Source organism: Mycobacterium sp. 29Ha (assembly GCF_032883055.1).
Taxonomy (GTDB): Bacteria; Actinomycetota; Actinomycetes; order Mycobacteriales; family Mycobacteriaceae; genus Mycobacterium; species Mycobacterium gallinarum.
The window spans coordinates 106,785-123,101 of the sequence record NZ_JAMQTI010000001.1; the positions used below are offsets into that span (position 1 = coordinate 106,785).

The following is a 16,317-nucleotide window of genomic DNA, read 5'->3' on the forward strand; positions in this document are numbered from 1 at the left end:
CGATGGTCCGGCCACGATCACTCCTTCCCGAGGTCGAGCAGTCGGCGGGCGATGATGTTGCGCTGAACTTCGGCGGTGCCGCCGTAGATCGTGGCGGCCCGCGAATACAAATACTCGGTGCGCCACTCGGTGTCGTCCAGCTCGATGACACTCGGGAGCAGGTCGTGCGCAGAGTCGTAGAGCTGCTGTTCGGCGCCGGCGAGTAAGACCTTGTCGATCGACGTGTCCGGGCCGAGCTTGTTGCCGTCGGCCAACCGGAGCTGGGTGGCCCGCGAGCGGCAGCGCAACATGTGCAGAGCCAGATATGTCTCGCCCAGCTCCGAGTCCACCGACTGGCCGAGGTTCTTCACCTCGGCGACCAGTGCGTCGAACCGCGAGTACAGGTAGGCGATGCGCTGCCAGAAACATGTCGAACGCTCGTAGGGAAGCAGGTCCATCGCGAGTTGCCAACCGTCGCCAGGGTTTCCGAGCATGCGGTCGGCAGGCACCACCACGTCGTCGAAGTACACCTCGCAGAATTCGTCGACGCCGTGCATCGTGCGCAGGGGGCGGACATCCACGCCGGGACTGTCCATGTCGACGAAGAAGGCGGTGATGCCCGAATGCCCGGGTCCTGTTCGGGTGAGGAGCACGCAACGCTTGGCGTACTGCGCAAAGCTCGTCCACACCTTCTGGCCGTTGATCACCCAATCCCCGGTCGAGCCGCGCTGTTCGGCACGCGTGGCAAGCGAGGCGAGATCACTACCCGAGCCGGGCTCGGAGAAGCCCTGGCACCAGGTCTCCTGGCCGGACAGAAGCCGAGGCACCATCTCGGCGGCGAGTTCGGGGCGCGCGTAGTCGATCATCGTCGGGGTCAGCACTTCGAGCATCGAGTACGGTCCTGGATCGTCGAGGCGACGGCCGACCACCTCTTCGCCGACGATTGCGCGCAGGATCATCGGGCCACCGAGGCCGCCTGCCGATTCGGGCCAGCCCCAGCGCATCCAGCCGGCGTCGTAAAGCTCCTTCAGCACGCGGGCATGCTGCGCCTGATGAGCGTCGAGCGAGTGGTCGCCGGGCGGGGGAGTCAGGTCATGGCTATCCAGCCATGCGACCAGTTGTGACCGGAACTCGGCGACTGTCTCGAACTCGGTGCCAGCCGTCAGGTCGCTGGTCATCCGGGCTCCGGAGCCGCCCCGGCGGCGACATCGGGCTCCGGAGCCGCCCCGGCGGCGACATCGGCCTCCGGCCGGCCGATCGCGTGCGGGCGTCCGGAGTCGTGCTCTCCGCTGCGCCGGATGAAGGTCATGGCGCGAGTCTTGAGCCGCCAGCCGTCGTCGGTGCGCACGTAGGTGTCCTTGTAGTAGCCGATTCGCATGTCGTGCTTGGAGTGCTCGATGAAGCACAGCGGCTGTGTTCCGGTGGCGGCGTCCGGGTTGTCGGGGTCGAGGTCGATCAGCGCGGTACCCGTCATGAACAGGCCCTTCGGCGCCGCATCGACCAACTCGGGAAAGCGGGCAAGCGTGTAGGTCGAGCCGAACGCACTGTAGGTGCCGTCGGGGGTGAAGACAGAGATCAGCCCCTCGATGTCGCCTTGGGTGATGGTGACGGCGTATTTGGCGAGCGTCTGCTGGATCTCGACCAGATCCTCGATCCGCTGTTGACTAGGTGACACTGTCATGTCGGTAGACCTTACCGCCCTTCATTACAAAGCTGACGTCTCGTGTAACGCCGATATCGGCGAGCGGATCGCCGGGCACGGCGATGATGTCCGCGAGATACCCCTCGGCGATGCGGCCGAGGTCCGGCTTGTCGATCAGGTCGGCGGCGACGACGGTGGCCGCACGCAGCACCGCGTCGGCCGGCATACCCCAATCGACGAGCGTAACGAGTTCATCGGCATTCTTGCCGTGCGGGATCGCCGGGGCGTCGGTGCCGACGGCGATCTTCACCCCGGCCTCGTACGCTGCCTTGATCGACGTGCGCGCCTTCGGGAACATCTCGGCGGCCTTGTCCTGCAACTCTTTCGGAGCCCTCGACACGTCCATCGCTTCGGCCAGCCTGCGGGTGGTGACCAGGAACCGGTCGTTGTCCACCAGCATCTGGATGGCTTCGTCGTCCATCAGGAAACCGTGCTCGATGCAGTCGATACCGCATGCCACGGCGTGCTTGACCGCCTCCGCGCCGTGGGTGTGCGCGGCCACCTTCAATCCGCGCCGGTGCGCTTCGTCGACGATGGCCCGCAGTTCCTCATCTGAATAGTGTTGTGCGCCAGCTTCTCCGGTCAACGACATCACCCCGCCGGATACGCACACCTTGATCAGCTGGGCGCCGTGCTTGATCTGATAGCGCACGGCCTTGCGGATCTCGTCGACGCCGTTGGCGATGCCCTCCTCGACCGTCAGCTCGAGCGCGCCGGGCATGAACGCCGCGAACATCGTCGGGTCGAGGTGGCCGCCGGTCGGTGTGATGGCGTGACCGGCGGGCACGATGCGGGGGCCCTCGATCCATCCGGCGTCGATGGCCTTGCCGAGTGACACGTCAAGCAGGTATCCGCCTGTCTTGACGAACAATCCAAGGTTGCGCACCGTGGTGAACCCCGCACGTAGCGTGCGCCGCGCGTTGCCGACCGCGCGTAGCACCCGGATCGCCGGATCGTCCTGCACCTGGGACAAACCGGGGGTTTCGCCCCGCCCGCCCATCAGGAGGTTGACCTCCATGTCCATGAGGCCGGGCAGCAGGATGGCATCACCGAGATCGATGACTTCGCCCTCGACGTCACCGCCGAGGGCGATGATGCGGTCGTCCTCGATGCGGACGATTCCCGGTCGGACGATCTCGCCCGCGTCGACGTCCAGTAGACCCGCGGCTTTGAGGGTCAGCATCGATGAGCCGCTTGCGCGAAGAGCGTTGGCACAGCTAGACCACCGGCTCCTTGATGAGATTGATGTAGGCGGCGCCGCTGTCGAGCACCCGGGGCTGTTTCCACACCTCGATGGGAAAGCTCACCATCACGATCGACTGGCCGAGGTGCACCAGAGCCTTCGCGTCCTCCGGCATTCCCTTGAGCGGGAAGCGGGCGTCGACGTAGACCATGATGTCCTCGAGCCTAGCCATGCCCGCGTCGTAGAGTTCCTGCATCTCCTCCATGGAGGAGTTCAGCCGCTTCTGGTAGCGCTCTTCCTCGGTCGGCAGGCACCAGTCGCTGAACCGCTCGAGATCCGCGAATTCCTCTGGAAGCTTAGACATTTGCGGCATCCTTCTCGGTCTTGCTGTGAGCCGCGCCGTTGGCCGACCCTTGTCCCGTCCCATCGCTCGCCCCGGCCCCGTTTGCGGCCGCCAGCGACTCCTTGTACCGGTCGACGTACTTGTGCGCGGTGTGGTGCAGGTGGCGCAGCAGGACTTCCTGGTCGCACAGCGGGAAGTCGAGAACGGCGCGGGTGCCGATCTGTGTCTGCGTGGCTTCCAACGTATTGGCGTCCTGGAACGCGTACTCCTTGAACGTCACCGCGGCCAGTTCCTGGGAGAGCCGTTCGCGCAGGTTCTTCGGGGGCACGAAGTACAGGTCGGCCTCGAAGATGTGGGTGTCCACACCGGTGGGCCAGTAGTTGTACGTCAGATACCAGCCCGGCACCCAGAACAGCAGGGTGAAGTTCGGGAAGAACTCGAACGAGTCCTGGCCCCAAGTCTTGTGGCGGCCCGGGTTGATCGCCGGCGGCAACTCGTCGGGCAGGATGCCCTTGATGGCGGGCCGGTCCCACGGCCCGAACAGTCCACTGTGCAGGATTCGCTCGATGGGCTTGACCATGTTCAGGTCCTTGGGCGGGCTCATGCCACCCCAGGACGAGATCATCGAGTGATCGCCCTTGATGTCGTAGTGCAGCGCCTCGAAGCCGAACTTGGCCAGTTTCTCGGCTTCCTCCTTCTCCGCCTGCTTCATGTGCAGGATCGGCGCGTGGTAAAACTCGACGAACGCGTCGATGAAGAGCTTCCAGTTCGACTTGATCTCCGCGCGGTAGCTGTAGTGCTCGGTCATCTCGTGGAAGGGATAACCCTTGAGACCCTGGCCGAACTCGCCCAGATACTCCTCGAGCGAGACCGCGTTGTCATCGAAGTTGACGAAGATGAAGCCCTCCCACACCTCGCAGCGCACCGGCTTGAGCGGGTAGTCGGCCTTGTCGATGTCGAAGAACTCCTGCTCCTGCTGGATGAAGGTCAGGTCGCCCTTGAGGTTGTAGCGCCAGGCGTGGTACTTGCAGACGAACTGGCGGCAGGTGCCGGAGACCTCTTCGCCGGGATAGTCGTTCCACACCAGCTTGTTGCCGCGGTGGCGGCACATGTTGTAGAAAGCGCGGATCTGGTCGCCGTCGTTGACGATGACGATCGACGTACCCGCTCCGACCGACGGCAGCTCGCGGGTGATGTAGCTGCCCTTCTTGGGAATCAGCTCGATGCGACCCATTTGCAGCCAGGTCTTGCGGAAGATGGCCTGCTGCTCCAGCTTCCACTGCTCCGGATCGATCGAGTCCTCGTAGTTGACCGGTGCGGTGCCGAGCTCGGGCCAGTTCTCGGTCCAGCTGCCGACGTCGGGCTTCTTGAAAAATGCCACGGTTTGTCTACCTCTCTGCGTGCTATTCGGAGTCGGGTTCCACGCCAAACGTGTTGATGGCCATGGCGAGTGCGCCATAGCAGCCGATCGTGAAGACGAGGTCCATGCGTTGACGTTCGTCGAGGTGTTCCGAGAGCGTCGCCCATGTGGCATCGGCGATCTCCGACTTGTCCTCGAGTTCGTCGACTGCCGCAAGGACCGCCCGGTCGAGCTCGTCGACGGCCTCGCCGCGCTGGATGCCTTCGATGACGTCATCGGACAGGCCGGCCTCACCGCCCATGCGAACGTGGTGGCGCCACTCGTACTCGCAAGCGCGGCGATGCGCGACGCGCAACACCGCGAGCTCGCGCAGCCGGTCGGGCAGTGGCGAGCTGAACATCAAGTGGTTGTTGAAGCGAAGGAAGGACCTGGTCAGCTTGGGGTGGCGGACGAGCGTCGCGAGCAGATTGCCCGCCGCCTCCGGATTGCGGCGCTCGGGAGGCAGCATGCCGGACAAGGCGTGGTCGACGGCGCCATCCCACTGGTCCGCGGGGAGCGGGGGCACACGCACCGGGCGGTTCCTCTCGTTCACGAGAATCAGGTTCTCATATTTCGCCAATAGATTTCCACCTTTCCGGCCGATGGTCAATGCCGTCGCCTGGATGTGCGGGTCGGTGGCCTGCCACTTACAGTCCAACGGTGCTGCTGGAAGGCTATGCGCGTCGTTTCGGACATTGATTCTCGTCGCAAGAGAAGCTAGTTTCCTCAGATAGAGAACCTGACTGGGTAACTAGTGTGGGTGCTATCACAGATTTCGACGGAGGGAACAGGCGTGAACAAAGAAGACATGATCCTGATCAGCGTTGATGATCACATCGTCGAGCCGCCGGATATGTTCAGGAATCATCTGCAGAAGAAGTATCTAGATGAGGCGCCGCGGTTGGTGCATAACCCCGATGGTTCTGATACCTGGCAGTTCCGCGACATCGTGATCCCCAACGTGGCGCTCAACGCGGTCGCGGGCCGCCCGAAAGAGGAGTACGGGCTCGAACCCCAAGGACTGGATGAGATCCGGCCGGGCTGTTACAAGGTCGACGAGCGGGTCAAGGACATGAACGCCGGGGGCATCCTGGGCTCGATGTGTTTCCCGTCGTTTCCCGGGTTCGCGGGCCGGTTGTTCGCCACCGAGGATCACGAGTTCTCCCTGGCGCTGGTGCAGGCCTACAACGACTGGCATGTCGAGGAGTGGTGCGGGGCCTATCCGGCGCGGTTCATCCCGATGACGCTGCCGGTGATCTGGGACGCCGAAGCGTGCGCCGCCGAGATTCGGCGCAACGCCAAGCGTGGGGTGCACTCGTTGACGTTCACCGAGAACCCCTCGGCGATGGGATACCCCAGCTTTCATGACTTCGATTACTGGAAGCCGATGTGGGATGCACTCGTCGACACCGACACCGTGCTCAACGTGCACATCGGGTCCTCGGGGCGGCTGGCCATCACCGCCCCCGACGCCCCGATGGATGTGATGATCACCCTGCAGCCGATGAACATCGTGCAGGCCGCCGCGGATCTGTTGTGGAGCCGCCCGATCAAGGAATACCCCGACCTCAAGATCGCCCTGTCCGAGGGCGGCACCGGCTGGATTCCGTACTTCCTGGAGCGTGCCGATCGCACCTATGAGATGCATTCGACGTGGACCGGTCAGGACTTCGGCACCCAGAAACCCTCGGAGGTGTTCCGCGATCACTTCCTGACCTGTTTCATCTCCGATCACGTCGGGGTGCAGCTACGCAACGACGTCGGCATCGACAACATCTGCTGGGAAGCCGACTACCCACACAGCGATTCGATGTGGCCCGGGGCCCCTGAGCAACTCGACGAGGTCCTCAAAGAGCACCACGTCCCCGATGTCGAGATCAACAAGATGACCTACGAGAACGCCATGCGCTGGTATCACTGGGATCCCTTCACCCACATCACCAAAGAACAGGCCACCGTCGGCGCCCTACGCAAAGCCGCCGAAGGCCACGACGTCACCATCCAAGCGCTGTCAAAGAAGGAGAAGACGGGCGCGAACTTCGCCGACTTCGCCGCCAACGCCAAGGAATTGACCGGCAACAAGGACTGAGTCCCACCGCGATTTCGGCGTGCCTGGTAACGCTCAGCGGGACCGAGCGCGCCGAAATCGCTATGCACGAATAGGAGAACACGTGTCTGGGGGCATGAGTTTCGAGCTGACCGAAGATCAGCAGATCATCCGCAAGTCCGTCGCGGAGCTGTGCAGCAGGTTCGACGACGAATACTGGATGAAAAAGGATCTGGCGCACGAATTCCCGCAGGAGTTCTACGACGCGATCGCCTCCGGCGGCTGGTTGGGCATGACCATCCCCGAGGAGTACGGCGGACATGGGCTGGGCATCACCGAGGCGACCCTGCTGCTGGAGGAGGTGGCACGGTCCGGCGCGGCGATGAACGGTGCCAGCGCAATCCACCTCACGATTTTCGGGATGCAGCCCGTCGTCAAACACGGCTCCGACGAACTCAAGGCCGCCACCTTGCCCCGCATCGTCAACGGCGATCTGCACGTGTGCTTCGGTGTCACCGAACCCGGTGCGGGACTGGACACGTCGCGCATCACCACGTTCGCCAAACGCGAGGGCGACAAGTACCGCATCAATGGGCGCAAGGTGTGGATCTCGAAGGCGCAGGAATCGGAGAAGATCCTGCTTCTCACCCGCACCACGCCTTTTGACGAGGTCACCAAGAAGACCGACGGTATGACCTTGTTCCTGACCGATCTGAATCCTGACCACGTCGACATACGCCCGATCAAGAAGATGGGCCGAAATGCGGTCAGCTCCAACGAGGTATTCATCGACGACCTCGTCGTCGGTGTCGAGGACCGTGTCGGTGAGGAAGGCAAGGGGTTCAAGTACATCCTCGACGGGCTCAACCCTGAACGAATGCTGATCGCCGCCGAGGCCCTGGGCATCGGCCGCGTCGCGCTGGAGAAGGCCGTGAAGTACGGCAACGAGCGCGTCGTCTTCGAGCGCCCGATCGGCATGAACCAGGGCCTGCAGTTCCCGCTCGCCGACTCGTTGGCACGCCTGGACGCCGCCGAGTTGGTGCTGCGCAAGGCGGCGTGGTTGTACGACAACGGCAAGCCGTGCGGGCGTGAGGCGAACACCGCCAAATACCTCTGTGCCGACGCCGGATTCGGTGCCGCCGACCGGGCTCTGCAATTGCATGGCGGCATGGGGTACTCCGAGGAGTACCACGTATCGCGGTACTTCCGTGAGTCGCGGCTGATGAAGATCGCGCCGGTCAGCCAGGAGATGATCCTGAACTTCCTCGGCGAACACGTACTCGGCATGCCAAGGAGCTACTGAATGGGTTACTTCGACCTGACCGGCCGTGCCGCACTGGTCACCGGTGCCGGCGCAGGCGGCGGCATCGGAGCGGCGGTTGCCGCGGCGCTCGCCGATGCGGGCGCGGCCGTCCTGGTGACCGATCTCGATGCGGACGCGGCATCGGCTGTGGCCGAAAGAATCCGCGCCAACGGCGGTAAGGCTGACTCGTGCGCGCTGGACGTGAGTGACCGCGAGGCGGCCGATGCGGCCGCCGCGCAGGCCGCCGGGCTCGGCGGGGGGGCGCTGCACATCCTGGTCAACAACGCCGGTGTCACGTCGCCCGCGATGTTTCCCAAGCTGACGGACGAGACGTTCCGATTGACGTTCGACATTCACGTCATGGGCACATTCCACTGCACTCAGGCCGCACTGCCGCACATCCCGACCGACGGCACCGGCCGCGTCATCAATGTGACGTCGGCGGCGGGGCTGACCGGAACGCTCGGCCAGGTCAACTATTCGGCGGCGAAGGCCGGCCTCATCGGTTTCACGAAATCACTTGCCCGCGAGCTGGCCCCGAAGAACATCATGGTGAACGCCCTTGCACCGCTCGCCGCGACACCGATGACGGAGACCATCCGGACCAACGAGAAGTTCGCGGCCAACATGATGAACCGCATTCCGCTCAAGCGCTGGGCCGAACCGTCTGAGATCGCGGGCGCCTTCGTGTTCATGGCGTCCGACGCCGCGTCCTACATCACGGGTCAGGTGTTGCCGGTCGACGGCGGCATGGTGATGTAGGTACATGAATGCACCGCTGGCGGGCGTGACCGTCGTTGCGATGGAGCAGGCGGTCGCCGCCCCGATGTGTACTCGTGTGCTCGCCGATTTCGGTGCGCGCGTGATCAAGGTGGAGAACCCCAACGGGGGTGACTTCGCCCGCGCTTACGACGATGTCGTCAACGGGCCGGGAGGTCTTGCCGCGCACTTCGTGTGGTGCAACCGGGGCAAGGAATCCGTCACCCTGAACACGAAATCGCCGCAGGGTTTGGACCTCCTGCACCGACTTCTTGACGGCGCCGACGCGTTCGTCTCCAACCTTGCGCCGGGATCCACCGCACGGATGGGCATCTCGGCCGCCGACCTGGCGCAGCGCCACCCCAACGTCATCCCTGTCGAAATCGACGGCTACGGACCGGGTGGTCCCATCTCGCACAAGCGCGCGTACGACCTTCTGGTGCAAGCTGAATCCGGGTCGTGTGCCATCACGGGCTATCCCGGGATGCCCGCCAAGCCCGGGCCCGCAATCGCTGACTTCACGGCTGGCCTCTATGCCGCGATCTCGATTCTGGCGCTGTTGTTCGCGCGCGGAAAGCGACCCGATGGCGCCACCGCCCCGTCGGTCGAACTCAGTCTGTTCGACGTCATGACCGATGTCATGGGCTACGCGCTGACCTACACGCAGCATTCGGGCATTGACCAGGAGCCACTCGGCGTCGGATCTCCCGCGGTCGCGCCGTATGGCGCGTTTCCGACCCGCGACGGCCAGACCGTCGTGCTCGGCACGACCAACGACCGCGAGTGGCAACGCGTTGCACGCGAGATCATCGACCGGCCCGATCTCGCCGACGATCCGCGCTTCGCGACCAATCCGGGGCGCTGCGAGCACCGGACCATCCTCGACGAGGCCATCGGATCATGGTGTGCCCAGCATGATCTGGCCGACATCCAGAAGACGGCCGACACCGCGGGTATCGGCAACTCGCGCTACAACCTGCCGAGCGAAGTCGTCGTGCATCCCCAATTGGCCGCCCGGGACCGCTGGCGCACCGTGGGTACCTCGGCGGGCGATATCCAGGCGCTGCGGCCGCCGCCGGTGATCAGTGGATTCGAACAGTCGATGGGTGCGGTGCCGGGGCTGGGTGAGCACACGGACAGCGTCCTGAGTGAGATGGGTTTGACCGCAGACGATCTCAGCCGGCTTCGCGCCGACGGCGTGATCGGGCCCGCATACCCATGACCTCAGAACAGGTCCTGCTCACCGAAGACCGCGACGGCGTGCGGACGCTCACGCTGAACCGGCCAGACCGGAAGAACGCCATCAATCCCCAGCTGTGGGAGGAGTTGGCCGACGCGCTGCGCGCCGCCGCACGGGACACCGAGTTGCGGACACTGGTGATCACCGGGGCGGCCGGGGCGTTCTGCTCGGGTGCGGACATCGGCACCGCGGAGGACATTCATCCCCGGCACAAACTGCGCAGGCTCAGCGAGGTTGCGCTGGCGCTGCACGAACTGACCGTCCCCACCGTCGCGAAGGTGAACGGCGTCGCCGTCGGCGCGGGCTGGAATCTCGCCCTCGGATGCGACTTCGTGGTGGCGACGCCCGAGTCGCGGTTCTGCCAGATCTTCTCCAAGCGCGGATTGTCGGTCGACCTCGGCGGCTCGTGGCTGTTGCCCAAGCTCGTGGGACTGCAGCAGGCCAAGCGGCTGGTGCTGCTGGCGGACATGATCGGTGCCGACGAAGCGCGATCCCTGGGCCTGGTCACCTGGATCAAGGCGGCCGACGAGATCGACGCCTTCGTCGACGACCTGGCGGCTCGCCTCGCCGCGGGCCCGCCCGTCGCACTGGCGCAGAGCAAGGCCCTGCTCAACGACGGCGCCGCGGTGACGTTGCGCGAGGCGCTGGCAAATGAGGCCCGCGCGCAACCGGGCAACTTCGCCACAGCAGACTCAACGGAGGCGTACGCGGCATTCGCGCAGAAGCGTGAGGCGGCGTTCACTGGTCGATGGGCCGTGCCGCCCAGATCGGAGTAACAAGATGCGTGAAACCGTGATCGTCGAGGCGGTGCGTACCCCCGTCGGCAAGCGCAACGGGGGACTGTCGGATATGCATGCAGCGGACCTGTCCGCCATCGTGCTGAACGCGCTCGTGGAGCGGGCGGGCATCGATCCCGACATCGTCGACGACGTGGTGTGGGGTTGCGTATCGCAGGTCGGTGACCAGTCGAGCAACATCGGGCGCTACTCGGTGCTGGCGGCGGGCTGGCCGGAGCACATTCCGGGCACGACCGTCAACCGTGCCTGCGGGTCGAGCCAGCAGGCGCTCGACTTCGCCGTGCAGGCCGTCATGTCCGGCCAGCAGGACGTCGTCGTGGCGGGTGGTGTCGAGGTCATGAGCCGGGTCCCGCTGGGGTCGGCACGAGCGAGTGGCATGCCGTATGGCCCGAAAGTGCTTGAGCGCTATGGCGACTTCTCGTTCAACCAGGGCATCTCGGCGGAGTTGATCTCGCAGAAGTGGGGCTTCTCGCGAACCCGGCTCGACGAGTACTCGGTGCGCTCACACGAGCTGGCCGCGGCCGCCCAGGACAACGGGGCGTTCGAAACGCAGATCATGCCGGTGTTCACCGACGGCGAGCCCGTCGTGGCCGACGAGGGCGTGCGGCGGGGGAGCACCGTCGAGAAGCTCGCCGGGCTCAAGCCCGCCTTCAAGGAGGACGGCGTCATCCACGCGGGTAACTCGTCGCAGATCTCCGACGGGGCCGCCGCGCTGCTGATCATGACCGCGGAGAACGCCGTCACGATGGGCCTGCGACCGATCGCGCGGTACCGCGCCGGCGCGGTCACCGGGGCGGATCCCGTGCTGATGCTGACCGGTCCGATCCCCGCGACCGAGAAGGTTCTGCACAAGGCGGGTATCGGCATCGACGAGGTCGGCGTGTTCGAGGTGAACGAGGCCTTCGCGCCGGTGCCCCTGGCCTGGCTGGCCGAGACCGGTGCCGACGAGGCGAAGCTCAACCCGCTCGGCGGCGCCATCGCACTCGGCCACCCACTGGGCGCGTCGGGCGCCGTGTTGATGACCCGCATGCTCAATCACATGCGGGACAACGGTATTCGCTTCGGCCTGCAGACCATGTGCGAGGGCGGTGGCACAGCCAACGCCACCCTTGTAGAACTCATCGCCTAGGGAGGACGCTGCGTGCGTAGAGATCTTTTCACCGAAGACCACGAGGCTTTCCGCGAGCTCGCGCGCGACTTCGTCGAGAAGGAGGTGGTTCCGCACTATCCCGAGTGGGAGAAGGGCGGACGCATGCCGCGCGAGGTGTTCAAGCAGATGGGGTCGCTGGGTCTGCTTGGTACGGCCATTCCCGAGGAGTACGGCGGTGGCGGTCAACCCGATTACCGATACTTCGTCGTGATGCAGGAGGAGGCGGCCCGGGCGCTGGTGACCCTGTCGACGGTGCGCACCCAACTCGAAGTGATCCTGCCGTACTTCCTGCACTACGCGAACGAGGAGCAGCGCAAGCGCTGGTTCCCCGGGCTGGCGGCCGGTGAACTCCTCACCGCTGTCGCGATGACCGAACCGGGTACCGGTTCCGATCTCGCGGGTATGCGCACGACCGCCGCGCGCGACGGTGACGACTGGATCATCAACGGCGCCAAGACATTCATCACCGGAGGTATGCAGGCCGACCTGGTGATCGTGGTCGCCCGCACCGCGACCGATCCGGACAACCGTCGCAAGGGGCTGACGCTGTTCGTCGTCGAGGACGGCATGCCCGGGTTCACCCGCGGCCGCGAGCTGGAGAAGATGGGCTGCAAGGTGCAGGACACCGCCGAGTTGTCCTTCGTCGACGTACGCGTACCCGTCGCCAACATGCTCGGCGAGGAGGGCGAGGCCTTCGGCTACCTCGGCCACAACCTGCCTCAGGAGCGGCTCACCGTCGCGGTGGGGTCGGTGTCGCAGGCGCGGTCGGCCATCGCCGCGGCGATCGACTACACCAAGAGCCGCAAGGCCTTCGGCACGCCGGTCGCGTCGTTTCAGAACACAAAGTTCGAGTTGGCCGCCTGCTCGACCGAGCTCGAGGCCGCCCAGGCCATGCTCGACCGGGCGATCATGCTGCACGTCGAAGGGGAGCTGGCGCCCGCCGACGCGGCGCGGGTGAAGCTGTTCTGCACCGAGATGCAGCAGCGGGTCATCGACCGGTGCCTGCAGCTGTTCGGCGGATACGGCTACATGATGGAGTATCCGATCGCCCGGCTGTACACCGACGCGCGCGTGGCCCGAATCTACGCAGGCACCAGCGAGGTCATGAAGGTGATGATCGCCAAGTCACTCGGCCTGTAGCTGCGATTTCGGTGTAGTTCGTCGCGTTGAGCGCGACTCGCTACACCGAAATCACGATCAATTTTCAACGAGACCCTTGTCACAGGGGAGAAACCTACCTACTGTGTGTTCACTAGGTTGGTTCGACGAAGGAGCCCCGTGACAGCCCCACGGCCCTATGCGAGCCTCCTCGCCAAAGGTGAGGATCGCAGGCAGCGGATACTCGCCGTCGCTGAGCGGCTACTGGCGCGCAACGGCTGGCGGAACACCTCGTTGGCGCAGATCGCGAAGGAGGCCGGGGTGAGCCCGGCGGGTCTGCTGCACCACTTCGAGTCCAAGGAACAGCTGCTCAACGCGGTTCTCGATGCCCGTGACGCCGACGACGAGATCCATGCCGACTACCGCTCCGGCGATCTGATCACCGAACTCAGCCGCGTGCCCGAGCGATTCGACCGTGCCCCCGAGTTGGTCGGGACGTTCACGGTGCTGCTCGTCGAGAACATCGCACCGGATGCGCCGCTGCACGACCGGCTGCACCACAGGTACCGCGAAGCGGTGAGCATCATCGTTGATCTCATCAAACAAGGCCAGAGCGACGGCCGGTATCGCCCAGATTTCGACGCGGCCGGAAAGGCCGTCGAGATTCTCGCATTTATCAACGGAATGGAGACCCTATGGCTACTCGATCCCTCAATCCCGCTGGCCGAGGTGTTCAAGGGGTACGCGGAATCACTGGGTCGCGACTTCTCTCCGAGGAGCTCGATGTGAGGTACCGACTCGACGTCGTCGCCCCGACCGCGCTGGACGCGGTGCGCTGCGCCGGCGGCTGGATCTACGACCGCGTGATGGCCGGTTGGGACGTCACTGTTCTCATCGGGAGCAAGGACGATCTGCGGCCGCTGCACATCCTCGGCGCCCAGACGCTCGACCTGCAGGCAGTGCTCGACCAGTGGGAGGACCGGCCCCACCCGCAGACCGTCGCCGTCGCCGCCGATCTCTTCGACCGCGATCCGCGGGTGCTCCAGCATGTGCGCAACGCACTCGAGCAGGGTGCCACCGAGGTGACGTTGTGGGGCGAAAGCCTGCCCGCCGAGTTGGACGGCAGCGTCGACTCCGCCCAGCATCACTTGAGTGCTGCCGCAAGGGCTTTCAAATCCCGTGCGCTCGCCGCCGCCAACGATCCGGAAGCGAATTCCGTCGCGGCCAGCGAGACGTTTCGATGCGGAATGATGGCCTCCGTCGCCGCGGATCTGGTGCCCGCCAGCTAGCGATTTGTGCACGTTTTGGTGCGCTCACCGCTCCTAAATGTACACAAATCGCGGTCAGGTGAGGTCGATCAGGATCTTGCCGATCGCGCGGCCCTCGGCGACGTGCTCGAGCGCCCGGACCGTCTCGGCGAGCGGATAGACCGCCCCGATGTGCGGGCGCACCGCGCCGCTCACCAGAAGTGCGCGCAGCTCGTCCTCGTTACGGGCGAATTCGTCGGCGGGAACATCCTGGAACTGGAAGCCCAGGACGTGAACCCCCTTCACCAGAACAAGATTCAGCGGGATGCGAGGGATGTCGCCGGAGGCGAAGCCCACGGTGACGAACCGTCCGCCTCGGCGCAGCGAGCGCAAAGCCGGCTCGGACAGGTCGCCGCCCACCGGATCGACGACCGCGTCGGCTCCACCGGGCAGGGCTTCACGCAGCAAGTCCCGCAACGCGCCTGAACGATGGTTGATCAGATGTCGCGCTCCGTAAGAAGCTGCGGCGTCGAGCTTCTCGTCCGACGACGCCACGGCGGCCACTGACGCGCCGAGTTGCGTGGCGAGTTGCACCGCCGCCATTCCGACGCCGCCGCCCGCGCCGAGCACGACCACCTGGTCGCCGGATTGCACTCGCGCCACCGATCGCAGCGTGTGATAGGCCGTGCGGTATGCGACGCCGAATGCCGCAGCGGTGCGGTCGTCGACACCGTCGGGGATCCCGGCGAGCCCGGCTGGGTCGACGGTGACCTCCTCGGCGAACGCGCCGTACATTCCGGTGCCGGTGACTCGGTCGCCAACGGCAAAATCGGTTGTGTCTGCGCCGTTTTCGATGATCACGCCGGCGAATTCACTGCCGGGGACGAACGGGACAGGCACGGTGACCTGATACTGGCCGGCGATCAACAGCACGTCTGGGAAGTTGACGGCGGCGGTCGCAACACGGACGCGGACCTGCCCCGCGGCGACGGCCGGAGACGGCTGGTCGTCGATGCGGACCACTCCCGGCGGTCCGTACTGCGGGCAGACCGCGGCTCTCACTGGTAGTCGCTGGATTCCGCGAGGTCGGCCGCCGAACGCATCAACGACGTGATGACCGGCCCGTAGGCGAGCAGCTTCCCGTTGTCTCCCGCGCGCTGAAAGCCCTGCTCCAGGACGATCGCGAGCTTCCACTTGGCCAGCACCAGGTAGTAGTCGAGATCGTCGACCTGACGCCCGGACACCTTCGCGTAGTGATCGATCACGGCGGTACGCGACGGCATGCCGCGCATGTCGACGTAGCTCATGGCCGACGGTTCATCGGTGTCCTCGGGCCAGCTCTGCACCATCCATCCCAGGTCGAGCTTCGGATCTCCGACCGTACCCATCTCCCAGTCGACGATCGCGGCCATTTGCGCCGGGGCGCCGTGTCGGTACATCACGTTGGCGAACTGGTAGTCGCCGTGCATCAGACCTGGGATGAAGTCCAGCGGGCGGTGGTTACGCAACCACTGCGTCGCGACGTCGAGGCCGTCGATCTCACGGCCCTTGATCCGCTCGAAGAACGCGGTCCACCGGTCGACCTGGCGTTCGTGGAACCCGTCGGGACGGCCAAGATCCTGCAGTCCCTTGGCTTTCCAGTCGACCTTCGACAAGAGCGCGATGCCCTCGGCCAGTTGATACGACAGTCCGGGACGTGCCGCCATATCGCTGTCGAACGGTTCGGGCCACTTACCGTGCTGGTCCATCGGGGACCAGCCGTCGACGTAGCCCATCAGATAGAAGGGTCGGCCGAGAATCGACGCGTCTGCGCAGACACCCACCGCCGCGGTATGCGGTACGTCGGTGCCGTCGAGCGCCTCGATGATCCGCCATTCGCGCAAGATGCCTTTGTCCCGGTCGGGCGGGGCACCCGCGGGGGGCATGCGGAGGACGCACACATTCTCGCCGCGGGTGACCTTGTAGATGACGTTCTGCGTACCTCCGGAAAGGAAGTCGGCTTGCAGGGGTTCGCCCTTGCCGGGGAGCTGCGCCCCGTCCATCCAGTCGGCGAGCCGCGCGGTGTCGATT

At 65.2% G+C, this 16,317-nt stretch carries 17 protein-coding genes; 9 read left to right on the forward strand and 8 right to left on the reverse strand.

The annotated features are described in order from the left end of the window. Positions 1 to 17 precede the first annotated feature (17 nt). Genes M1248_RS00550 through M1248_RS00575 form a run of 6 tightly spaced genes read right to left on the reverse strand, consistent with a single transcriptional unit; the run spans position 18 to position 5,138 of the window. Entirely contained in the window at positions 18 to 1,157 is a 1,140-nt protein-coding gene (locus M1248_RS00550; RefSeq protein ID WP_317147234.1) for an acyl-CoA dehydrogenase family protein, read from the reverse strand. Further along, positions 1,154 to 1,660 (reverse strand): nuclear transport factor 2 family protein, encoded by a 507-nt coding sequence (locus M1248_RS00555; protein ID WP_317147235.1) that lies wholly within the window; start codon positions 1,658 to 1,660, stop codon positions 1,154 to 1,156. The genes M1248_RS00550 and M1248_RS00555 overlap by 4 nt, the downstream gene beginning before the upstream one ends. Then, entirely contained in the window at positions 1,644 to 2,864 is a 1,221-nt protein-coding gene (locus M1248_RS00560; protein ID WP_317147236.1) for a metal-dependent hydrolase family protein, read from the reverse strand. The genes M1248_RS00555 and M1248_RS00560 overlap by 17 nt, the downstream gene beginning before the upstream one ends. A 34-nt stretch (positions 2,865 to 2,898) precedes the next feature. Continuing rightward, positions 2,899 to 3,228 carry a hypothetical protein gene (locus tag M1248_RS00565; protein WP_163729954.1) on the reverse strand — a complete coding sequence of 110 codons (330 nt, stop codon included), beginning with the start codon at positions 3,226 to 3,228 and terminating at the stop codon, positions 2,899 to 2,901. After that, entirely contained in the window at positions 3,221 to 4,588 is a 1,368-nt protein-coding gene (locus M1248_RS00570; RefSeq protein ID WP_317147237.1) for an aromatic ring-hydroxylating dioxygenase subunit alpha, read from the reverse strand. The genes M1248_RS00565 and M1248_RS00570 overlap by 8 nt, the downstream gene beginning before the upstream one ends. Positions 4,589 to 4,610: 22 nt before the next feature. Further along, positions 4,611 to 5,138 (reverse strand): carboxymuconolactone decarboxylase family protein, encoded by a 528-nt coding sequence (locus tag M1248_RS00575; RefSeq protein ID WP_317147238.1) that lies wholly within the window; start codon positions 5,136 to 5,138, stop codon positions 4,611 to 4,613. A 261-nt stretch (positions 5,139 to 5,399) separates the two neighbouring features. On the opposite strand from M1248_RS00575, the gene M1248_RS00580 reads away from it, so the two are divergent. From M1248_RS00580 to M1248_RS00620, 9 genes are all read left to right on the forward strand, one after another. Beyond that, entirely contained in the window at positions 5,400 to 6,695 is a 1,296-nt protein-coding gene (locus M1248_RS00580) for an amidohydrolase family protein (RefSeq protein WP_317147239.1), read from the forward strand. 94 nt (positions 6,696 to 6,789) lie between these two features. Next, on the forward strand, positions 6,790 to 7,956 hold the full coding sequence (locus M1248_RS00585) for an acyl-CoA dehydrogenase family protein (RefSeq protein WP_317147454.1): 1,167 nt from the start codon (positions 6,790 to 6,792) through the stop codon (positions 7,954 to 7,956). Further along, positions 7,957 to 8,718, forward strand: a complete 762-nt coding sequence (locus tag M1248_RS00590) for an SDR family NAD(P)-dependent oxidoreductase (protein WP_163729950.1) — start codon at positions 7,957 to 7,959, stop codon at positions 8,716 to 8,718. Between the two features lie 4 nt (positions 8,719 to 8,722). Further along, positions 8,723 to 9,937, forward strand: coding sequence for a CaiB/BaiF CoA-transferase family protein (locus M1248_RS00595; protein WP_317147240.1), 1,215 nt, complete (start codon positions 8,723 to 8,725; stop codon positions 9,935 to 9,937). Then, complete coding sequence (locus M1248_RS00600) at positions 9,934 to 10,731, forward strand: enoyl-CoA hydratase/isomerase family protein (RefSeq protein ID WP_317147241.1); 798 nt, start codon at positions 9,934 to 9,936, stop codon at positions 10,729 to 10,731. The genes M1248_RS00595 and M1248_RS00600 overlap by 4 nt, the downstream gene beginning before the upstream one ends. Positions 10,732 to 10,735: 4 nt before the next feature. Beyond that, complete coding sequence (locus M1248_RS00605; RefSeq protein ID WP_317147242.1) at positions 10,736 to 11,881, forward strand: thiolase family protein; 1,146 nt, start codon at positions 10,736 to 10,738, stop codon at positions 11,879 to 11,881. Between the two features lie 12 nt (positions 11,882 to 11,893). After that, entirely contained in the window at positions 11,894 to 13,042 is a 1,149-nt protein-coding gene (locus M1248_RS00610; RefSeq protein WP_317147243.1) for an acyl-CoA dehydrogenase family protein, read from the forward strand. Positions 13,043 to 13,180: 138 nt separating this feature from the next. Continuing rightward, positions 13,181 to 13,789, forward strand: a complete 609-nt coding sequence (locus M1248_RS00615) for a TetR/AcrR family transcriptional regulator (protein WP_163729942.1) — start codon at positions 13,181 to 13,183, stop codon at positions 13,787 to 13,789. After that, positions 13,786 to 14,289, forward strand: coding sequence for a hypothetical protein (locus M1248_RS00620; RefSeq protein ID WP_317147244.1), 504 nt, complete (start codon positions 13,786 to 13,788; stop codon positions 14,287 to 14,289). The genes M1248_RS00615 and M1248_RS00620 overlap by 4 nt, the downstream gene beginning before the upstream one ends. Positions 14,290 to 14,343: 54 nt before the next feature. Here the strand turns inward: M1248_RS00620 and M1248_RS00625 are convergent, their stop codons facing one another. Next, complete coding sequence (locus M1248_RS00625) at positions 14,344 to 15,309, reverse strand: NADPH:quinone oxidoreductase family protein (protein ID WP_317147245.1); 966 nt, start codon at positions 15,307 to 15,309, stop codon at positions 14,344 to 14,346. Then, positions 15,306 to 16,289 carry a phosphotransferase family protein gene (locus M1248_RS00630; RefSeq protein WP_317147455.1) on the reverse strand — a complete coding sequence of 328 codons (984 nt, stop codon included), beginning with the start codon at positions 16,287 to 16,289 and terminating at the stop codon, positions 15,306 to 15,308. The genes M1248_RS00625 and M1248_RS00630 overlap by 4 nt, the downstream gene beginning before the upstream one ends. Between the last annotated feature and the right edge of the window lie 28 nt (positions 16,290 to 16,317).

Excerpts from the sequence above, each read along its gene's own strand:
- M1248_RS00605 (WP_317147242.1), top strand. The coding sequence starts at position 10,736 with ATGCGTGAAACCGTGATCGTCGAGGCGGTGCGTACCCCCGTCGGCAAG.
- M1248_RS00560 (WP_317147236.1), bottom strand. The coding sequence starts at position 2,864 with ATGCTGACCCTCAAAGCCGCGGGTCTACTGGACGTCGACGCGGGCGAG.
- M1248_RS00550 (WP_317147234.1), bottom strand. The coding sequence starts at position 1,157 with ATGACCAGCGACCTGACGGCTGGCACCGAGTTCGAGACAGTCGCCGAG.
- M1248_RS00555 (WP_317147235.1), bottom strand. The coding sequence starts at position 1,660 with ATGACAGTGTCACCTAGTCAACAGCGGATCGAGGATCTGGTCGAGATC.
- M1248_RS00600 (WP_317147241.1), top strand. The coding sequence starts at position 9,934 with ATGACCTCAGAACAGGTCCTGCTCACCGAAGACCGCGACGGCGTGCGG.
- M1248_RS00630 (WP_317147455.1), bottom strand. The coding sequence starts at position 16,289 with ATGGACGGGGCGCAGCTCCCCGGCAAGGGCGAACCCCTGCAAGCCGAC.
- M1248_RS00565 (WP_163729954.1), bottom strand. The coding sequence starts at position 3,228 with ATGTCTAAGCTTCCAGAGGAATTCGCGGATCTCGAGCGGTTCAGCGAC.
- M1248_RS00585 (WP_317147454.1), top strand. The coding sequence starts at position 6,790 with ATGAGTTTCGAGCTGACCGAAGATCAGCAGATCATCCGCAAGTCCGTC.
- M1248_RS00595 (WP_317147240.1), top strand. The coding sequence starts at position 8,723 with ATGAATGCACCGCTGGCGGGCGTGACCGTCGTTGCGATGGAGCAGGCG.
- M1248_RS00590 (WP_163729950.1), top strand. The coding sequence starts at position 7,957 with ATGGGTTACTTCGACCTGACCGGCCGTGCCGCACTGGTCACCGGTGCC.